General features: G+C 41.2%; 14 protein-coding genes. 4 read left to right on the top strand and 10 right to left on the bottom strand.

Annotated elements, in window-relative coordinates; genetic code table 11:
- Together G509_RS0116745 and G509_RS22995 are read right to left on the bottom strand one after the other, a co-directional pair.
- Window positions 1-528 (bottom strand): DUF2975 domain-containing protein, encoded by a 528-nt coding sequence (locus tag G509_RS0116745; protein ID WP_026992592.1) that lies wholly within the window; start codon window positions 526-528, stop codon window positions 1-3.
- A 4-nt stretch (window positions 529-532) separates the two neighbouring features.
- Window positions 533-1,036: a DUF2975 domain-containing protein gene (locus G509_RS22995; protein WP_051200348.1), complete on the bottom strand. Its 504-nt coding sequence runs from the start codon at window positions 1,034-1,036 to the stop codon at window positions 533-535.
- A 116-nt stretch (window positions 1,037-1,152) separates the two neighbouring features.
- Between G509_RS22995 and G509_RS0116735 the strand changes: the two genes are divergently transcribed.
- Complete coding sequence (locus tag G509_RS0116735; protein WP_026992591.1) at window positions 1,153-2,307, top strand: aminotransferase class I/II-fold pyridoxal phosphate-dependent enzyme; 1,155 nt, start codon at window positions 1,153-1,155, stop codon at window positions 2,305-2,307.
- Here G509_RS0116735 and G509_RS22360 read toward each other — a convergent pair.
- Window positions 2,282-3,445: an AI-2E family transporter gene (locus tag G509_RS22360; protein ID WP_035739286.1), complete on the bottom strand. Its 1,164-nt coding sequence runs from the start codon at window positions 3,443-3,445 to the stop codon at window positions 2,282-2,284. The genes G509_RS0116735 and G509_RS22360 overlap by 26 nt on opposite strands.
- Window positions 3,446-3,709: 264 nt before the next feature.
- On the opposite strand from G509_RS22360, the gene bioD reads away from it, so the two are divergent.
- From bioD to G509_RS0116715, 3 genes are all read left to right on the top strand, one after another.
- On the top strand, window positions 3,710-4,345 hold the full coding sequence (gene bioD / locus G509_RS0116725; RefSeq protein ID WP_026992590.1) for a dethiobiotin synthase: 636 nt from the start codon (window positions 3,710-3,712) through the stop codon (window positions 4,343-4,345).
- A gap of 2 nt (window positions 4,346-4,347) precedes the next feature.
- Complete coding sequence (bioA, locus tag G509_RS0116720) at window positions 4,348-5,655, top strand: adenosylmethionine--8-amino-7-oxononanoate transaminase (RefSeq protein ID WP_242604895.1); 1,308 nt, start codon at window positions 4,348-4,350, stop codon at window positions 5,653-5,655.
- A gap of 67 nt (window positions 5,656-5,722) precedes the next feature.
- Complete coding sequence (locus G509_RS0116715; protein WP_026992588.1) at window positions 5,723-6,874, top strand: beta-ketoacyl synthase N-terminal-like domain-containing protein; 1,152 nt, start codon at window positions 5,723-5,725, stop codon at window positions 6,872-6,874.
- 544 nt (window positions 6,875-7,418) lie between these two features.
- Here G509_RS0116715 and G509_RS0116710 read toward each other — a convergent pair.
- From G509_RS0116710 to G509_RS22355, 7 genes are all read right to left on the bottom strand, one after another.
- Window positions 7,419-12,440 carry an Ig-like domain-containing protein gene (locus G509_RS0116710; protein WP_026992587.1) on the bottom strand — a complete coding sequence of 1,674 codons (5,022 nt, stop codon included), beginning with the start codon at window positions 12,438-12,440 and terminating at the stop codon, window positions 7,419-7,421.
- A 562-nt stretch (window positions 12,441-13,002) separates the two neighbouring features.
- Window positions 13,003-14,814: a tetratricopeptide repeat protein gene (locus G509_RS0116705; RefSeq protein ID WP_026992586.1), complete on the bottom strand. Its 1,812-nt coding sequence runs from the start codon at window positions 14,812-14,814 to the stop codon at window positions 13,003-13,005.
- Window positions 14,815-14,822: 8 nt separating this feature from the next.
- Window positions 14,823-16,670 carry a tetratricopeptide repeat protein gene (locus tag G509_RS0116700; RefSeq protein WP_081663336.1) on the bottom strand — a complete coding sequence of 616 codons (1,848 nt, stop codon included), beginning with the start codon at window positions 16,668-16,670 and terminating at the stop codon, window positions 14,823-14,825.
- Between the two features lie 79 nt (window positions 16,671-16,749).
- The gene (locus tag G509_RS0116695) at window positions 16,750-17,229 is read right to left on the bottom strand and encodes a regulatory protein RecX (RefSeq protein WP_026992584.1); all 480 of its coding nucleotides are present in this window, start codon (window positions 17,227-17,229) and stop codon (window positions 16,750-16,752) included.
- Window positions 17,230-17,373: 144 nt separating this feature from the next.
- Window positions 17,374-18,246, bottom strand: a complete 873-nt coding sequence (locus G509_RS0116690; protein ID WP_035739284.1) for a cupin-like domain-containing protein — start codon at window positions 18,244-18,246, stop codon at window positions 17,374-17,376.
- Between the two features lie 147 nt (window positions 18,247-18,393).
- Window positions 18,394-20,253: an OmpA family protein gene (locus G509_RS0116685; RefSeq protein WP_026992582.1), complete on the bottom strand. Its 1,860-nt coding sequence runs from the start codon at window positions 20,251-20,253 to the stop codon at window positions 18,394-18,396.
- Window positions 20,254-20,275: 22 nt separating this feature from the next.
- Window positions 20,276-20,509, bottom strand: a 234-nt coding sequence (locus tag G509_RS22355) for a type IX secretion system membrane protein PorP/SprF (RefSeq protein WP_035739283.1), incomplete at its 5' end; no start/stop codon positions are given.

Below are 20,509 nucleotides of genomic sequence, written 5' to 3'. Positions count from 1 at the left end.
CTAAACAGTTAGTTCGTTCTCTTCACGTAAAAACTCGCCTTTTTGTGCCATGTAGTGCAGCAGTAAAACAAATTTACCTATCAGGTACAGTGCAAAAAACCAGGGCAGCTCGGTTAAAAATATGGCTATATTGGCATATACCAGGGTGCCCAGGGTGCAAAACAGCAGGTACTGGCATTTGGCAAAAATAATAATGCCACTGCCGGCCGACTTAAACTCTGCCGATTGCCGCTCGTAAAACACATGGCCATTTTTTAAATTGGCCAGGCTTTTGTGCAGTTCTAACAGCTTAAAGATAAGGTAGATTAATAGTAGTAAGTACAGCGATAAAAACACCGGTGTACCCCAGGCGGGCGGTATTATAAACTGCGGAATTTTAAATTGGGGCAGGTACGAGTCGACAACCGTTTCGGCATTGGGGTTTAAAATGCTGTCGTAAATGTTTAAAGCATAAAAGGCAACCATGCCAAAAACCAGTACTATAGCGGCACGCAGGGCCAACAGTATAATGTTTAAATGATATTTCATGGGGTTATACTGTTAAGTCGTTTTCTTCTTTAATGTTTTTTGCCATCAGGAACACTTCGCTCAATACCATAAAAAACAGTCCCAGGCCAACGGTTAATATAGACTGATTAAAGCCCTCTGCAGAAATTTCTATCAGCTTTTGTGCGGCCAGGCAGTAACCAACGTAAGATAGTACCATGATAAAGTAACCTATTATAATGGCCTTACCAATTTGGTTAAAGTTTTTAATAACATCGTCGTGAAATATCTTTTTCTTCTGGAAAAGCTCCAGTACATTTTTAAAGAGGTAGAGGGCATAGGTAAAAAACGCGAAGCCAATGCCCAGGGCCAGCATTAGTATAAGGGTTTCTACGGTGGTGGTGGTTGCGGCTTCGCCATTAATTTTTACAGGTACACTTTCCGGAAATACCGCTACCATTAGTATAAAGGGCACGTAAAAAAAGATCCCGATAAGGCACAGCACAAACAGTATTTTTGTTAAGGTTTTAAGTAGTGATAAATTTTTCATGGTTTGATTGTTTTGATTCAGCAAATATATATAAATTATTGATAAACGATAACAAAAAGCCGAAAAACAATATTTTTGTTTTTTTACATTACATTTTATTTGTGTATTTTTGAGTTATGAAAAGTCTTCCGCAATCGTTAGTAGACAAGCTGGCCGAACGCAGCCGTAACAATTCGCTCAGGGTTTTGGGCTGTGAGCATACTATGGCCGACTTTTGTTCTAACGACTATCTTGGGTTCTCTGCCTCCCGATTGATATTCGACGGGGCGCATAAATACCTGCTTCAAAACAACATAGTGCACAACGGCGCAACGGGGTCGCGCCTAATATCGGGCAACCACGGGCTGTATACCATTACAGAGCGGTACCTGGCGGCGTTTCATAATATAGATAGCGCGTTGGTGTTTAACTCCGGTTACGATGCCAATGTGGGGTTTTTTTCGTGCGTGCCGCAAAAGGGCGATGTGGTGCTGTATGATGAGTACATACACGCCTCTATACGAGACGGTATACGCCTTAGTAATGCCAGTGCCTATAAGTTTGCGCACAACAATATTGAGGTGCTTACAGAGGCTTTAAAACGGCATAGGGAAAGGAGCCTTGAGGCGGAAGTGTTTATAGTAACCGAGTCGGTTTTTTCGATGGATGGCGACAGCCCCAATTTGCCCGCGCTGGTTTTACTTTGCGCCGAATACAATTGCAGGCTGGTGGTAGATGAGGCCCATGCACTGGGCGTTTTTGGCAACAAAGGCGAGGGTATGGTGCAGCAGCTGGGCCTGCAGGATAAGGTTTTTGCGAGAATAGTAACTTTTGGCAAAGGGCTTGGATGCCACGGCGCGGCGGTATTAGGGTCGGCAGGGTTAAAGCGGTATTTAACCAATTATGCCCGCAGCTTTATTTACACCACCGGTTTGCCGCCCCACTCTTTAGCCACCATTTTAACGGCCTATAACTACCTCGAACAATGTGTTGAAGAGCGTAACAAGCTAAAACATATCATAAGTTTTTTTAAATCGGAAATCGAAAGATTGGAGCTGAAAAGCTTTATAGATAGTAGCTCTGCTATACATTGCATGGTAATTTCCGGTAACGAAAATGTAAAAATTATATCGTCAGTTTTACAAGAAAAAGGCTTTGGCGTAAAGGCCATACTTTCGCCTACGGTGCCACAGGGGCAGGAGCGGCTGCGGTTTTGCCTGCACTCGTTTAACACACAAGAGCAGATAACCCAAATGCTGGAACTGCTTAGTTCTTCTCTCCCTTCTTCATGATCTTTTTTACCTCCTCATCATGCTCTGCGCTTTTTTCCTTCAGAGCCTGGGCTTTTTTAGTCTTTCGTTCCCGCTTTTTAAACCAATTGCTGTCTTCTTCGCCAAAAAGGTAGGCATAGGGCTGGGTGTCAGGGCTCAGCTCAAAGAGCTTCTTCATAATCGCAATGGTTGGGATTATGAGTATCATGCCCAGTATACCCCAAATAGCACCGCCAATAAGCAAGCCTAAAAAGGTTACCAGCGCATTTAGGCTAACGTTGCCCCCTGTAATTTTTGGTGTAAGAACCGCACCTTCAAGCAGTTGTATTAGTGTAAATGCTACTACTACTGCCATAGGGTAAAACAGGCTGTCTTTGGTTATAAGCGCAAACAAAAACGGCAGTATGGCCCCTAACGATGGCCCTAAGTACGGAATAATGTTAAGCATACCGGCCAGTACCCCAAAAAATATGGCGTGCTTAATGCCCAGCGCAAACAGTACGGCGGTATTTACCACGGCCAGTATAAGCATTACCTTGCCGGCCCCTAATATGTAGGCATGTACAATTTTTCGGATGGAGGTTAGTTTGTCCAATAAGAACGTATTGTCCTGTTTACTAAATACTTTGGTAACAAACACGGCCAGGTGATCGCGGTAAATAAGCAAAAAGAATATAAACACCGGCAGCAGTATAATGTTAGATATGGTGTTTAGTGTGCTGAAAACCAATTGGGTAGTGCCGCCTTCTTCGGGCTGTACAATTTCTACGGCCTTTTTCATTTCGAAGCCTCGGGGCATACCCAAGTCAAAACCAAAGGTATCCATGCACCAGCGGTTAGCCTCTATAACAAAGGTGTTTAGTTTTTCGGTAAGGCCATCGCCCAGATCGGCCATAAAGCCGCGCACCTGTAAGTAGATTAAAAAGAAGACACCGCCAATAACGGTTATAAATAGCAGTAGGCAGATTGCAGCGGCAATGCTACGGGGTATCTTGCGGCGTTCCAGCCTGTTGCAGGACGATGTTAGCAGCATGGCAATGTAGCCCGATACCAAAAGCGGCACCAGGATAGTCTTGGCAACTATCATAAAAAAGATAATTATGATAATTAGCAGGGCTATAAAAACCGTTTTAATGTAGTTGGGTACTTTTAGTTCCATATCAGTAAAAACGTGTTAAATTTTAAATGCTTCTACTCAAAATTAGTAATTCTAATATCCTTAAGTGGTAATATTATATTAAAATTACCTGTATGCTTTTATAAAACTATGCAGGCATACTTTCTTTAAAAAATGGCAGGTAACTATTTTGTATTTTTGGAGCTCGCTTTACAATTGCGGGCGTGTTGCAAAATAACGCTAACTCAAAGTCCGAAAGTGAAATATTAAGCCTTTTTGGGTCAGAATATATAATAAAAATACTACATGAAATTATTTATAACAGGCATTGGTACCGATGTGGGCAAGACCATTGCGGCGGCCATTGTAACCCAGGCCCTGGAGGCCGATTACTGGAAACCCATACAGGCCGGAGACCTGCAAGATTCTGACAGCCATAAGATTAAGAAGTACCTTAGTAATGATAAGACGGTTATACACCCCAACAGCTACGCACTAAACACCCCGGCAAGCCCTCACCTGGCGGCAGAGTTGGATGGGATTACTATAGATGTTAGTCAAATATCTGAACCAGAGATAACTAACGACCATTTGGTTATAGAAGGGGCGGGGGGCATTTTTGTGCCGCTTAACGCGGAAGACACTATTATTGACCTTATTAAACCCGACTATAAAGTAATAGTGGTGTCGCGCCATTATTTGGGGAGTATTAATCATACGCTACTGACAATTAATGCGTTACAGCAACGAAACATTGCTATTGCCGGTATTGTTTTTAATGGCGATGCACTGCCTTCATCAGAAGATATCATATTGAGCAAGACGGGGTTAACCCTGATTGGCCATATTGAAAACGAGCCTTATTTTGATGCTAACGTTATTGCCGATTATGCCGATAATTTTAGGGATAATTTGTTGAAATTGAATGATTTAAAAAATTAAAGTTGAAAGATTTAAACGATAATAATAAAAAAGGAACAGGTACGGTAGCTATTGATAATCAGTACCTTTGGCACCCTTACACACAGCACAAAACGGCTGCAACGCCTATTGCCATTACCCGTGGCGAAGGCGCCCTTTTATGGGATGAAGATGGCAAACAGTATATAGATGCCATAGCCTCGTGGTGGGTTAACCCCTTCGGGCACAGCAACAAACACATTGCCGACTCCATCTATAAGCAGCTTACAACGCTGGAACATGTGCTGTTTGGCGGCTTTACACACCAACCTGCCGTGCAGCTGGCACAACGCCTTATGGCTATACTGCCTGATAATCAGCGTAAACTGTTCTTTTCAGATAACGGGTCCACCGCGGTAGAAATTGCTATAAAGGCCTCATTACAATACTTTTACAACAAGGGCGAGAAGCGCACAAAGATAATAGCCTTTGAAAATGGCTTTCATGGCGATACCTTTGCGGCCATGGCAGCCAGCGGTATCTCGTTCTTTACCGAGGCATTTCGTGGGTCGCTGATAGATGTGCAGCGTATTCCTGTACCCGTAAAGTGCAGAGAACAAGATAGTTATGATGCTTTACAGGAGTTGGTTGCAACAGGCGCGTATGCCGCCTTTATTTTTGAACCCCTTGTTCAGGGAGCTGCCGGAATGGTTATGTACGAGCCGGAAACCCTTGATAACCTGATAGCTATCTGCAAACAGCACGGCGTATTTACCATAGCCGACGAGGTAATGACGGGTTTTGGTAAAACAGGCAAAAACTTTGCCTGCGATTATCTTAGTCAACAGCCTGATATGATGTGTCTTAGTAAGGCACTTACCGGTGGTACCATACCTATGGCTATTACCACTTTTACCCAGCAAATATTTGATGGCTTTTATGATACCGATGTTAATAAAGCACTGTTTCACGGGCATACGTTTACGGCCAACCCAACCGGCTGTGCGGCGGCACTGGCAAGCCTGGACCTGTTGCTGACTGATAGCATGCAGGCCAACATACAGCGCGTAAACAGCAGGCACTTAGCGTTTAAGGCGGTGATAGAAAATCATCCTAAGGTTAAGACTGTCAGGGTATTGGGCGTTATACTGGCATTGGAAATTGTGCGTGAAGGCAACGAAGATTATTACGGCGACTTTAGAAACAAACTTTACGATTTCTTTATAAGTAAAGGTGTAATAATGAGGCCGGTAGGTAACATTGTGTATGTACTGCCGCCCTATATAATTACGGATGATTTGTTGGCAACCATCTATAAAACCATAGAAGAAGCCATAGATACTATTAACTAACAGCCACTAATACAGTAACATAACATTGTTTTATGTTTGACGTATTTTTGCAGAAAATAAACATACTTTGGTAACACCTGTTTCCATTACGGCTATAGCTTCTTTTTCTCCTTTAGGTGTTGATCCTGAGGGGGTTTGGCAGCAGTACCTCGATACCGATTCGCTTATAAAAAGCAATGTTGTAGGCGGTAAAAACGTGCCTACAGCAGCGCTTTCCGGTGCGTTAGTGCAAGAGGTTGAGGTACTTAAAAACTCAAATCCCAATTATAAAAGCCTGGATAAGTCGGTTTTATATGCCATGCTGGCTTCGCGGCAGGCAGTGCAGCGATCGGGCTGGGGCACAGATGACATTTTTGGCGTAAACATTGGTTCATCGCGCGGAGCTACTGAGCTGTTTGAGAACCACTTCGAAGAATTTTTACAGACCGGCAAGACCGCTGTGCAGGCATCGCCCGCTACTACGCTTGGCAATATCTCATCGTGGGTGGCGCAGGACTTAAAGAGCAACGGCCCCGATATATCGCACTCCATTACGTGTTCTACGGCCCTGCACGCGCTTTTAAACGGTGTGGCATGGCTACGTGCCGGTATGGCTACTAAGTTTCTTGTAGGGGGCAGCGAGGCGCCTTTAACGCCGTTTACCATTGCCCAGATGCAGGCCATGAAAATATATTCTAACAGTACCGATGCCTATCCGTGCCGCGCTTTAGATTTGGATAAGACACAAAGCAGCATGGTGTTGGGCGAAGGGGCGGGTATGGCGTGTTTAGAGCTGGGGTATGTTCCTGATGCACTGGCCTATGTAGAAGGTATCGGCTATGCTACCGAGGTGCTGAAACACAGCGTATCTATTTCTGCGGAAGCAGATTGCATGCAAAAATCGATGCGTATGGCGTTAGAGGGTATAGACCCCAATGATATCGACGCTGTAGTCATGCATGCCCCGGGAACGGTTAAAGGCGATACATCTGAATATGCTGCTGTGCAACAGGTGTTTGGCACTAACCTGCCGCTGCTTACCACCAACAAATGGAAGATAGGCCATACCTTTGGCGCATCAGGGCTGCTGAGCCTGGAGTTTGCTGTTATGATGCTGCAACACAACCATTTTATACCTTCGCCGTTTATGCCGCAACAGGAGGGCAGGCCCCTTAAAAAGATACTGGTAAATGCGGTTGGCTTTGGCGGTAATGCGGTAAGCGTGGTGGTTTCGAAGTAAATACACAGTATTAATGCCAGTCATTAGCTTTTAACCACAAAGCAATGGGGATTGATTAATCACAAAGTCAGGAACGACAACCATCTAAAATGGAAGAACACAGGGTAGTGGTTATTGTGTTTATTATAAGCTGTTTACGAAACGATTACAAATAAAAAACCCCGGGGTTTACTACGTCCCGAGGCAATACATCCAACTAAAAAATTACTAAAACATTATAGCGCATAACGCTATAATATATTGTGAGCCTTGCTGTTATAGATTCTGTAGCAGGACCGGCTATGTTGTTTTTTTATTTAAGAAATAATTTTTAGTTTACCCCGGGGTTTACTACGTCCCGGGGCTACATCCAACTAAAAAATTACTAAAACATTATAATGCATAACATTATAAAGTTGCTGTGTGCCTGCGTAAGGCTGTTATGGTACAGTAACGCAATTGGCAGTTTTATTAGTATAGCAATTTAAGCTTTTAGTTTGCCCCGGGGTTTACTACGTCCCGGAGCTACATCCAACTAAAAAATTACTAAAACATTATGACTATATTAATTCATCATAATTTTCTTTGAAACAACCTGGTTGTTATCCAGTGTTATTTGTATTATAAGTACCTGTTGTGCTACGTTTAAGCTGTCTGTAGCAAAGGTAGTATTATCTATGTTATTCTTAGTGTAAACATTTTTGCCAAGCATATCAAACACGGTTACTGTTTTAATAGTAGCAGGTGCTTCTATGTTTATTTGTTTGCCATCGCGGTATACAACCAGTTGTTTAGCATCTACCACAGGGGTATCTGTACCAAGCTCGCCTTTTAGGGCATACACAACTTTAAAGCGGTTGTTAAAGGTACCGGCTTCGGTTGTAAAGGTATAGCTGCCATCGGCAAGGTTACGCATAGATCCGGTAAAGGTATCTACAAGATAAATAGCCTGATCTGTGCTAAAAACACCATCTTTATGGTCTATGGCAATATCAAACTGTCCGGCTGTTGCTGCGGTGTAACCCATTGCTACCGTATCGTTTACTGTAAAGCTGCCACGCGATTGGATTATCAAATGTAATGAATCTGTTTGTGTTTGCAATACAGAATATAAACTAATATTGCCTGCTGCAAGGGCTTTACCATCGTAACCATTATCATAGTCAAGAGTAGTTGCAGGGTTGTAAGCTACAATAGCCTGGCTAAATGCACCAAGAGTGTTAGTAGCGTTAAGCCATACGCGGCCTTCAGTTACTACATTTTCTGCAGTGCTTGTACTGTCCTGGGCAGTTTTAAAGAAATACTCAGAGTTATTTTTTACACGCATGTTGTTTCTAAACACTACCTCTTTAGCTCCTTTGGCCTCTACTATAAAGCCCTGGCCTGTGTTAAGCACACCTTTATCGGCATCTATGGTATACGGGTCTTTAATAAGCAGGTTACCATCTTCGCTGGTTCCGCCCGGTGCCTGATTTGCACTATAACCTGTAAGGTTTATTACAGAGTACGTTGTTTGTTCAGAGTCGTTTGTTTTTCTCCAAAAGTACATTGTAGCATCTATAACATCTATATTTTGAGTTAAGAAGTCTTTTATACTTATTGGCGATGGGTATGGGTTACCAATTGCGTTGTAGCGTGCTGTTGGAGCAGCGCCATACTCTAAAGCAATTTTAATGTTACCATTATTTGGCGTACCCTGAAAAGCACCTGCAAAACTAATGCGCTCATTACCCTGGTAGTACGCGTTGTTTGGTGTACCGTTAATTGCATTAGGCATGCGTATAAGATAACCTTTACCTAAAGCAAATTTGGTAGTGGTAATAGCTGTAATAGACTGGTAGATGTTGTTAGCAGTAATAAACTGATAAAAACGTGAAGCCGATGTAAACGGAGAGAATGTAGCAAGCGACTGGTAGCCGGTAGTTCTTGCATCTGTAACCGGGGCACTCCACATGGTGTAATCCAGCCTTTTAAGAAAGCCGCTGTTTCTTTTAATTACGGCAGTACCTGCATTTTTGTCGTTTTCTACCTGTATTAGGTTAGAGCCGCTTTCTACTGCAAAGGTAGCACCGGTGGCAATGTTTAGCGTGTGCTGAACAATTACATTGGCATTGGTTGTAAAGTTAACATTGGCACCTGCAAGCACATAAATAGAACAAGCATTAAATGTACCACCTGCTTTAACGTAGTCGCCATTAAAAATAACATCTTTATAAGCGGTAGGTTCGCCATTGCTCCAATGCGTGCCGTTAGCCCAAAGTGTTGTGCTGTAGGTTGTAGAGCTATCGCAGTAAATACCGTCGTTAGAGCCCGGTTGTGGCAAGGTTAAAACACCCCACTCATCTGCACCCATATCCGGTGTTGCAGTGTTTCTTTTTTGGCCGTCTATATCTTTAGTAACAAGGGTTAACGGTGTACCTGTATTATTAAGGCCTGTATTTTGTGCGTTAGCGGTATCCAGGTGCAAATCTGTAGCGGTAGCAAACACAGGGATGATATTGGTAGAATTTGCCTCTTTATTGGTAGTAGTTTTCCATGCTTCAAACGTAGTTATGTAGCCGGCATTAGCATCATTATACCATGTAGAGTTAGTACCTATGTAACCAAATTTATTTGATGATGATAAGTTATTGTAATTAAATACAAAGTTTGCGTTATTAATATCTGCTGCTTCCTTAGTTATCATTATTGCACACCTAAGGCCTGTACCGGTCTGATTGTTAGCAAATACGTTGTTTTTAACATCGCAGCTTGTAACGCCTCCGGCAACATATAATGCTGATGAAGCACCGCCATTGGTGGGGTTAGTAATTAAATTAACTGTGTTATGGTATATTTTATAACCACCACCCTGCGCTAATACAATACCGTGTCCGTTTTTGGCAGAATCTCCTGCGCCGTAACCCGATACATTGGCAATAAAGTTATTGGCAACAAGTATATTAGATGTTGCATTACTTGAGTTTAATACAATTCCTCCAAAATAGTTACCCTCATCTAAAGTTTTTGTAAGTGTTTTTATGTCGTTTTTAAGGATAGATCCATTTTGTGAGTTACCCTCTACACATATACCTGATGCAAGTAACGATCCGCCTGAACTATCCCTGTAAAGGTTGTAGATAGAGTTTTCTGTGTACTCAAAGCCGTTTACGTTGTTAAAATAACCCGGCTGTATGATAGTTTCGCTGTTGTTTTCGGCACCAAGGTCGTTTTGATGTACAATTACGTTAGTAGTTGGAGTAGTAGCGTTTCCGTTAACATAAACACCCTGTTTAACATTGGTAAAGTCGTTACTAAAAACAGTTAGCTTATTGTTGTTTGCGACAGCTGTAGAAGCTGCATTTATATTATCAGAACCACCGCTGTAAATACCTGCACAAAATGCCCATGCATTGTTTTTATTAAGCATTTTTATGTTAGTATACTTAATAGTAATGTTAGTTGCTCCTGCACCGGCTGCTGTAGTAGATGCGATCCAGAATATAGCACGCTCAGAATCTCCCTGGTTGTCTTTATGTATTACAGTAAGGTTTCTGGTAGTACCGCCTGTAGCATTACTTCCATCAAAAACTATGTTATCGCCACCTACAATTTTAAATACACTTTTTAGGTAGTCGCCTGTAGCTTCTATGCTTACAAATTTACCTGTAGCCGGTTTAAAAGTTACTGTGTTTGTAGCCGATGTACCTGTAAACTGGTTTATCTGGATAGGGAAAGCCTCTCCAGTTGCATTGGAGTATAATGTATTTGTAAGTAAAAACGTTACCGGGCACTGTACGCCTTTAAGGTTTAAGTCGGTTACGGCAGCCGTAATAGTGGCATAGTTACCACCGTTACCAACAGTATATGTTCCGCATAATGCGCCTGTCGAAGGTTGATTAATCACACTAATAGATACTGTGGCAGTGCTGCTTAGGTTAAAGCTGTTGGTAATTTTATAGCTAAAAGTATTGGTGCCGTAAAAACCATTTACCGGTGTGTAGGTAATAGTATTGTCGGCATTTATTACCACATCGCCATTGGCAGGTGCAGTAACAATTTCTATAGATTTTAGGGTAGCGTTGGCACCCACAACATCGTTAGACAATACATTTAAAGTAATTGCATTATTTTTTGCTGTAGTTGCGCTATCGTTAGTGGCTGTTGGTGCCACAGTTTGCACAACTGTAATGTTTATAGTGCCATTGGTAGATTTACCATTGCTGTTTGTAACCGTATACGTTACAACGGCAGCACCTATGTAGTTATTAGTTGGAGTATAAACAACTCGTTTATAGCTATCAATTGTACTTGTACCATGGGTTGTGCTTACAAGGCTAATTGTGCTAATAGTTCCGCTGCCGGCAATATCGTTAGCAAGTGCATCTATAGTAACTGCAATGTTTTTACCTGTATTTGCAGTATCTGGATTAGCGGTAGGGCTTGCAAATGGTGTTACAGTAATGTTTACTGTAGCGGTCGACTGTTTGTTGTTGGCATCTTTTACAGTGTAAGTAAAAGAGTCGGCGCCACTGTAGCCCACTGTAGGGGTATAGGTAATAGTATTATTGCTGTTTACTGTAACCGTACCGTGTGTAGGGTTGGTTTTTGTTAGCGATGATACTACGATAGTTGAACCAAAAGTATCGTTACTTAATACACTGATTGCAATAGACGAGTTTTGCACTAAAGTAACCGTATCTGTATTAGCTGTAGGGCCAACAAAAGGGGTTACTGTTACGTTAACTGTACCGGTAGCTGTATAACCGCCTGTTGTGCTGGCTATAGTATATGTAAATGATGTTGAACCTGTAAAGCTACCCGGATTGTAATTGATTGTTTTGTCTGAATTTACAGTAACAGTACCTTTGCCTGCAGGTGGCTGGCTAACGGCTAAGCTGTTGTTGTTGATAGTTAAACCGGCAGATGCCGTATCGTTACCTAAAATATTAAAGTTTGATACTGTTGTAGCCTCTGTAGTGGTAATGTTATCGGCAATAGCCTGTACACCTGTAGAAGAAACTACTTGGCCAGTAATATAAGGGCCAACAGAGCCTCCTATGCTATGCTGTAGCCTAAAAAGTGTGCCATCCCAGCTGTTTGTTCTTTCGTAAGCATAAAGCCTTATATATAGTGTTTGGCCAGAGTTTACTGTTATTCCTGATAGGTTAATGCTTTTTTCTGTAATAGCTTGTTTTGCAGTAGTAGTTGTGCTGCCAGTTATAAGAGTACCATTGTTAGTAAATGCTGAACTTGTAGAATATCTAACCTCAAATTTATTTGGGCCACTTGCCTCGTCAACAAAATAATTAAAGTTAAGCGCGCTAAGATTTATATTGTAATTAGTGTTAGCGCTTATTCTAAACTCAATATATTTTGTATAATCGGGAGTAGTTGATGTAGGCCATGCAGAACTGTGAAATGCATTGGGGTTACCCCAGTTTTGGGTTGCAAAGTTAACGTTGTTACCAGATATATTGGCAGATGTAATGTTGGCTACAAGTACTGATGCGGTAGGTTGTACGTTGGTACCTTTCCATTGCACTAGTGTTGTTTGCGAAAAGCCAATAAAAGGCAATAGCAATAGTAAAATTAATGCTTTTTTCATTTTGTTTAGTAAAGTAATTTTAGGTAGTTATGGGGGGCATAACTATTCTGGGTGCTTTTTTTAGAATGTAATTTTTGTGTTATAAAAACAATTGTATTCTTAATTTTTGAAGATTTAACTGCAATGATCAGTTGCGTATGTTATATCTTATTTAAACTATATTTCTCATTTTAAGTGAGAAATTTACGGTGTTTACAATATAAATAAGGGGGCGATTTTTATATTAAAAAATAGCATTAGGGCGGGGCGGCCTTAATATTGTAGTTGTGTTGTCTTTGTGTTTTGCATGGTTTTGTTTTAGTAATAATAGTAATTAGTATGATGTATGCAAACGCCGTTTAACTGTTGCTTGCTGAGGACAAAGTAACTACATTATTATTATATCTTAAAGAAATGTTAATAGACAAAACATAGACAAGTCAAAATTTGACTAATAAATACGCATTGATAATCAATTGGTTACGGATGACGTGCAAAATTAATAGACAAAATGCATAGACATAGCTAAAATAAGCGTCGTGCGTAGCTAAATATAGTCTGAAAATATTATGAAAACTTTAACTTATAGGTCGGACAGTAATTTCTCAAAATCGGCATCATCCTGCAATTCCATTTTTTTACGGATGCGGTATTTTTTGGTAATTACACTCTCGTGAGAAATTTGTAATAGCGATGCAATTTCTTTATTGGTAAGTTTTAGTTTGATGAGCGAACAAAACTCCACATCGTTTTTTGTTAGCTTAGGATATTTATTTACAAGCGATGATGCAAACTCCGGGTTAAGATTGTTGAAGCGTGTTTCAAACTGGTTCCAGTAATCTTTTTGTTTTACAATTTGCTGAAGCTCTTTTTTAATCTCGGCAATATTACTGGAGTTGTTAACCCTGGCAACAAGATCGTTTATATGATCATAATAACTGGCAAGGCGCAAGGCCATAGAAGTTACCTCACGCTGTTTTTCGTCTATAATAGTTTTCTGGCTGTTGCTTAGTTCCTGCTCGTAGTCGCGTTGCTGTTGGGCAAGGTTTTTTTCGGCTACCGTATTTTTAAAGCGCTCTTTATTAAGGCGGTGCCTAAGGCGGTAGCCTCTTATATACATGTAACCTATAATTATTATGGCCAGGCTTAAAATAATATAGAGTACAATAAGCAGGTTTTCGCGGTTTATCCTTTTTTCCAGTATTATATTTTGTTCGCGTTGTACTTTGGTTTGGTATTGCGCCTGCACTTCCTGTTCGCGGAGGCCATTGCCTACCTGGCGAAGCGAGTCGCACAGCCTTAGCGCTTCGGTAAGGGCGCGGTTGGCCTCTTTTAAATTGCCTGTTTTGTTATAAATAGCTGCTGCCGACTGCTCATACTCAAACCTGTCCTGTGTGGTGCTTTTGCGATACGCGTCAGAATTTTTGAACGATTCCATTAATGCCCCGGCCTCTTTAAACTTTTTTGCCTTATTAAGAACCTCTAAATAATCGGTAAAAATATTGGTAGAAAATCTCGATTTGCCTTCGCCAAGCAATACATAAGCCCTTTTATAAAAGGTTAACGAGCTTTCTATACGTTCTCTCCGGTTCTCTAAATTGGCAAGGCGGTAGTATAAAACAGCTTCAAGTTCCTTATCACCAGCCAGTTTAACATCGGGCAGGGCATTTTCTAAGAGGGTAAACGCTTTTTCTAACTGGTTCAGTTCAATTAAGCATTCGGTATAATTAACAATGGCAATAGTATACTGCTTGCTGCCTTTGGCGTTGGTATTGTTGTCCAGATATTCTTTAAACAAGTCGGCGGCAAACTGGTAATTGTTGGTTTGTATGTAGGTATTGGCGAGGCTTAGCTTTAATAGCGGTAGATAGCAGCGGTTGTTCTGCTTTTCCAGTATTGCTATGCCTTTAAGCAGGTAACTGCTGCTTTTAGCCATATTATCGGTCCGGAAATAATATGTAGCAAGCGTTTGGTAAACAAGTGCCGTAGTAACCGGGGTACCATATTTATTGCTAAGAGTCATGGCTTTATTGGCCTCTGTAAACATTTTCTGGTAATCGTTCAACTGCTCTAAAGCTATAGCCTTATTAATGTAGACGTAAATTTGCTGCAATTTATACGGCTGCAAATGCTCTAAAGCCTTGTTATAAGACGTTAAAGCCTCTTTGCGCTGGCCATTAAAATCCATGTAAATGCCTGCTGTAGTATACGCCTTTGCTATAACAGTATCATGAGCGGTATTGGCAGCGATAACGGCATCTGCGGTAGCACTTGCGGTTTGAGCCTGTTGCAGGCCGGTATAATCGGCTTTAAGCCATTGGCTGCCACAATTGCCTGGTGGGTTTTGGGCAAAACAGTTTAGTGTTAGTAAAGTAGTAAGTAGTAGTAATTTCATTTGGATGTTTAAATTTCCGTAAGAAGCTTCTCAAACTCGGCATCATCATTAATTTCCATCTTCTTTTTAATACGGTATTTTTTAGTAATGGCACTTTCGTGCGATATCTGCAACAGCGATGCTATCTCTTTATTGGATAAATTAAGCTTAAGCAACGAGCAAAACTCGATATCGTTCTTGGTTAATTTAGCAAACCTGTTGGTAAGGGTACTGCCAAAATTAGGGTGAACGCTGTTAAAACGCGTTTCGAACTGTTTCCAGTAATCTTCTTGTTTTACAAGGTGTTCCAGTTCTTTTTTAACATCGGCTACCCGTGCAATAGCATTGCTTTCGCACTTTTGTATAATATCGTTAATGCTGTCCTGATAGCTGGCCATGCGCAGTGCGGTAGAGGTAAGCTCGCGTTGTTTCTCTTCAATAACCTCTTTTTGGGCCTTGCCCAGTTCCTGTTCGTGCTGGTTTTGCTGTTGGAGCAGTATTTTATCGGCCTCGGCGGTTTTAATGGCCTGGCGCTGCAACCTGTTTTTTAGCCAGTAGTTAAGCAATACGCTTAGTATAAGTACAAGTAATGCAATGCTTCCAAAAATATAAAAGTTCATAACTGTTTTTTCTGCGGCCATACTTTTCTGCAGCCCTTTGTTGTTGGCCTCCAGCGCAAGGTTTTTTTCGCGTTGCAGTTCGGTCTGAAATTTAGCCTGCACCTCTCTTATCGCCTCCCGTTGCTTATCTTCGGCAATAGAATCCATAATTTCTATGGTATGTTGGTAGGCCTTAATAGCTTCTTTATCGTTGTTGGTAGCATTGTAAGTGTCTGCAACAGCATTTTTATATTTAAGCTGGTCGTCTTTATTAGCTTTGTTAAACAGGTTTAGCCTGTCGGCTTTTTGGATAAATTCCAGTGCCTGTTTATAGTTTTTAGTTTTATTAAGGGCATCTACATACTGCCCGCCTATGCCCACCAGCCATGCCGACTTTTGCGGAAGTAAATTATCTGTAGCCTTTTTTAAAGTTACCACAGCTTTTTGCGGCTGGCCTTGTTTTAACTCTAAAGCCCCAATTTTAGACAGGCAAATCCCTATCAGTTCTTTATCGCCATAGGTTGCCAGTCCGCCCATAGCTTCATTAAGTGCCTTTTTAGCCTCGGTATACCTTTCGGTTGTAAGCAGGGCATCGCCCAGGTTAACCAGGGTAAGGTAGTAATTTTTAAGCATGCCTATCTGCTTAAATTCGGCTAATGTTTCTTTGTACAGGTCTATGGCAAACTTATAATTTTCCATAGCCAGGTAAGTATTAGCCAGTTTTTGCTTAACCGCAACAAGCTGTTTGGTGTTGTTTTCGGCTTTTAAGATGCTTATAGCCTTTAGCAAATAATCTACCGATTTGTTGTATTTAAGCATGTAGTTATAGCACGAGGCCATTTCGCCATACGCCATGGCAATGCCAACATTGTTTTTTTGCTTTTTATTAATTTCTATACTTTTAAGCAAATATTCTATAGATGTGTTATAATCGCCCTTATTCCTGTAACCAATAGCAAGGTTCATAATGCTTCGTGCCTTATTACGAGGATAATCATCCAGATACCCAAGCGATTTTTTCTCGTAATAAATGGTAGAATCAGGCTTACCCTTCATGCCATAATAAATACCATAAAGAGCATAAGTGTTACCGTAAACTGTATCGTGTAAATTACCCTTTTGCGAAAGCGTTCGCTTTATGTAAACAAGGGCACTGTCAGGATTAGAATAGATGAGTTTACGGGACTCTTTTTCGGCTTTTGCAAAATCGTAATCCGGCTTTTGCGCAACTATAAAATTTGTAGTAAACAGAAAAATAAGGCATAAAGCTCTCATCATGGCGGGCAATCTTTTTTTGAAAAATTAGGTGATAGTTAAGCAGCAATTTAACAAAAAATTATGGAATACAAATAATTTGTCAGCCCTTATCGATAACCGACATTTTATCGTACACCAAATTGCTCTCAAAGCCCTTTCTAAGCAGGTAGTCGCTCAGTTTTTTCTTTTTTTTGAGGATGTTTCGCTCCATCATAACATCCCATTGATGCTCTGCCAAGGCGTGGAAACTTTCTAAATATTCGTCTTCGCCAATTTCTTTAAGGGCCCGGTCTACATTGTATTTAGAAATGCCTTTTGCCTTAAGCTCGTTAACTATGCGGCGTTTGCCCCAGTGCTTGATCCTGAATTTACCCCTTGCAAAACTGCACGCAAAACGCTCTTCGTTTAAAAAGTTGTGTTCTATAAGGTGTGCCATAATAACGTCTATGGCTTGCGGAATCATATTCAGGCTTTTAAGTTTGGCCAGTACCTCTTCGTGGCAGCGGTCCTGGTAAGCGCAATAATACTCTGCCTTGCGGGTTGCCTCTTCTACCGAATATGATTTGTAGGGTTCGTTCATCTGGGTGTAAATGTAGAAAAAAGTAATCAAATGTGGAAAAGTTGGTACCCATGCAAAGTTAATATGTTCTTATGGCTACCATATCCGTTTCAAGCATCCCTCTTCTTTCCTAAAGGAGCTGGACCATACATTTACTAATTATAGCTAAACCGGTATATTAAGGTTTTTATGGGTGTTAATTACCGCCATTTTATTTTTATAATCTATCCATTGCTGGCCCTTATAGCGCCTCATAAAATTATCAAAATAGCGCATAATGGCAATGTTATATACTGCTTTTATTAGGTTGGCAGGCCTTCGGGGGAAAGCCCTCAAACTCATAGAAAAGCCGGGTGTAACATATTTCATATAATGCCAATAGCCCTCGGGCATGTAAAGCATTTCGCCGTGCTCTAAATCGGCAATAAGGCCCTGCGCATATTTAAGGGCAGGCCATTTATCAAAATCAGGGTTATCAAAATCAATATCCTCTCGCGATATTAATGCATGAGGCACTTTATATAAATAAGGAGTCTGGTCTGGGGCAAAAAGAATACAGCGCTTTTTACCATTAAAATGAAAGTGCAGTATGTTACTAAAATCGATATCGTAGTGGATGAATACCTTAGAATTCTCCCCGCCAAAAAACAGCATTGGCAATTGTTTAACCAGTCTCAGGCCAATATCAGGCCACTTAAAATCGTTTTTTAAAGACGGAACCTCCTTCATAAGGTTATACAGAAAAATCCTGTAATTGGTGGGTTTGGTTTCGAGCAGGTCTATGTATTCGGCCATTTTCATTTTGGCATGTGCCTCATTAAAACCATCCTTATGCGATACCGGACGGTCGTCATAAAGAGGTACGGTTTTATCTCCGGCAATATTTTTTATGTAGCTAAGTTTCCACTTTTCATACGCCGGCCAGTCTTCTGTAAGTCGCTGTATTACTACCGGTTTCTGTTTTTTTACATAGTTATTATAGAAATCTTTTTTAGAGATTGTTTCTACACGGTCAATCTGGGTTAGGTTTATGGGCATAGCGGTTACCTGTTTAACTAACACAAAATTAATAAAGCGTTAGTTAAATGTTAACTCTTAAAATCTTAAATTTTCGCTAATATATTAAAGCAAACAGCCCCTAATAATAGGGGCTGTTTAAATATATAACCTGTATTTGTTTATTTACTAACTCTTTACAATAATAAACTCGTTACGGCGGTTTTGTGCATGCTGCTCATCAGTACAGTTGTCGCCGCAGTTAACCTTAGGTTCGCTTTCGCCAAAACCCTGCCCGCTAATGCGTTCTTTAGCAATGCCTTTAGAAATTACATACTGCACCACAGCCTTAGCCCTCTGGTCTGATAATTTAAGGTTATACTCGGCACTACCGCGCGTGTCGGTATGTGCTTTACCCATAACCACAATTTCCGGTTTGGTTTTCATGGCCTGTACCAGTTTATCCAGCTCGTAAGCCGCCTCTTTGGTTATGTTGCTTTTATCGAATTCAAAATAAATGCTGTTAAGTACAATTTTGCCGTCTACAATAATATTGTCTATAGGCTTAAGGCTTGCCGGAATATCTATAGTACCGCCATTGGTTTTGGGCAGTGCAAAACTGTTAGTTTCATAACCATCGGCACTGGCCTGTAAGGTATAAGCCTTGTTACAGTCTACGCTATAAGTAAGGTTACCGTTAGCATCGGTAGTTTTGGTTTCAATTACGTTTTGTTTTTCATCTAAAATAGCAACACTGGCGTTGGCCAGTATTTTGCCGGTTTTAGTGTCTTTAACAGCAATAACAGCTTCTACGCCGCAAATAGGTAATGCAATATATAGGTTATCTTTACCGGCTTTGCTGCTCGAAAAGAAACCAACATTTTTAACCACGTTAAAGCTAAAAGCAAAATCATCGTCTTTAGAGTTTACGGGTAAACCAACGTTTACCACCTCGCCATCGCGGTTAAGGTCGATAAAAAAGATATCCATGGCACCAAAACCTTTATGGCCTTCAGATGCAAAAAACAGCTTATTATCATCGGTAATAAAAGGGAAGCCCTCGCGGCCCTCTGTATTTATTTTTTTGCCAAGGTTAACCGGTTCGCCATAGGTATTGTTGCCTTTAACCTCTACCTTCCAGATGTCAGACGCTCCAATACCACCTTTCCTGTCGGAAGAGAAATAAAGTGTTTTACCATCTTTTGATATTGCCGGATTACCGGTGTTCCATTTTTTATCGTTTATAGGCAACGCTACCACATTAGCCCATTTGCCATCTTTTTTAGTGGCTTTATAAAGGTAGATAAGGCTTTTAGACTGGCCTTTTTCTTTTTCAGAATCGCCCTCCCTAAAGCTCTCACTGGCAAAATACATGGTGTTACCGTCTCCGGTAATGGCTACAGGGCCATCATGGTATTTGGTATTAAGTTCAGATACTGTAGTTGGCTCGCTAAGAGTGCCGTTGCTGTTGTAAGTAGCCTGGTAAATATCCAGATAAGGCTGCTCATCCCTGCCGTAGGTTTTACGCGATGTGTTGCGCGAACTTGCAAAGTAAAAGGTATTATCATCGGCAAGTACGCCGCCAAAATCGGCATACTTTTTATCGTTAATATCCAATAGCTTCTCGTCGAATAACTTGGTCTGGCTCTTTAATTTAGGAAGGTAGTTAGGGTCTTCGTTAAACGATACGGCCCTTTGGTCTTTTGGTGCCAGTTTAGCAAACTCGGTCATTTGCTTGTTGGCCTCCTCGTACTTGCCTTCTGCCTTTAGCATCTGGGCATATTTATAATACGTCTCGGCATCCTGCGGGGTTTCGGTGGCTTTTGCAAACCATTTTACCGCCTCTTTGCTGTTGAACATATTGTAATAGCTGTCGGCCAGTTGCTTATTGATGTAAGCATCTTTCTTATCGATCTTAAGGTAAGCTTCCGCTGCTTCTACGTATTCGTAGCGCGCATATAGTTTGTCGGCTGTCTCGGTATCCTTGCTTTGCGCCATCAGTGCCGTAGTGGCGAGCATAAAACTAAGGGTAATGTATAAATTCTTCATGTTTCTTTATGTCGCTTTTAGGTTAGAAATAACGTGGTGAACGGGATACTTTTCTCGGGAAGTTCAGATCGAACAGTAACATGAACTCGTGCGAGGCCGGTGTGGTTACGTTAAGGTCGGATATGATGTGGTCATACGCGTAGCCTATCCTGATGTTCGGTGTTATGGCATAGTTTACCATACCGCCAAATGAGTCGTCTAACCTGTAGGTAGCGCCTATCTCGAACTTATCGAAGAACATGGCGTTTAGCGATCC

Origin of the sequence: Flavobacterium subsaxonicum WB 4.1-42 = DSM 21790 (genome assembly GCF_000422725.1) — a bacterium.
Taxonomy (GTDB): domain Bacteria; phylum Bacteroidota; class Bacteroidia; order Flavobacteriales; family Flavobacteriaceae; genus Flavobacterium; species Flavobacterium subsaxonicum.
This window is presented reverse-complemented; position numbering and strand designations above follow the sequence as displayed.

Excerpts from the sequence above, each read along its gene's own strand:
- G509_RS0116745 (WP_026992592.1), bottom strand. The coding sequence starts at position 528 with ATGAAATATCATTTAAACATTATACTGTTGGCCCTGCGTGCCGCTATA.
- G509_RS22995 (WP_051200348.1), bottom strand. The coding sequence starts at position 1,036 with ATGAAAAATTTATCACTACTTAAAACCTTAACAAAAATACTGTTTGTG.
- G509_RS0116735 (WP_026992591.1), top strand. The coding sequence starts at position 1,153 with ATGAAAAGTCTTCCGCAATCGTTAGTAGACAAGCTGGCCGAACGCAGC.
- G509_RS22360 (WP_035739286.1), bottom strand. The coding sequence starts at position 3,445 with ATGGAACTAAAAGTACCCAACTACATTAAAACGGTTTTTATAGCCCTG.
- bioD (WP_026992590.1), top strand. The coding sequence starts at position 3,710 with ATGAAATTATTTATAACAGGCATTGGTACCGATGTGGGCAAGACCATT.
- G509_RS0116710 (WP_026992587.1), bottom strand. The coding sequence starts at position 12,440 with ATGAAAAAAGCATTAATTTTACTATTGCTATTGCCTTTTATTGGCTTT.
- G509_RS0116705 (WP_026992586.1), bottom strand. The coding sequence starts at position 14,814 with ATGAAATTACTACTACTTACTACTTTACTAACACTAAACTGTTTTGCC.
- G509_RS0116700 (WP_081663336.1), bottom strand. The coding sequence starts at position 16,670 with ATGATGAGAGCTTTATGCCTTATTTTTCTGTTTACTACAAATTTTATA.
- G509_RS0116695 (WP_026992584.1), bottom strand. The coding sequence starts at position 17,229 with ATGAACGAACCCTACAAATCATATTCGGTAGAAGAGGCAACCCGCAAG.
- G509_RS0116690 (WP_035739284.1), bottom strand. The coding sequence starts at position 18,246 with ATGCCCATAAACCTAACCCAGATTGACCGTGTAGAAACAATCTCTAAA.
- G509_RS0116685 (WP_026992582.1), bottom strand. The coding sequence starts at position 20,253 with ATGAAGAATTTATACATTACCCTTAGTTTTATGCTCGCCACTACGGCA.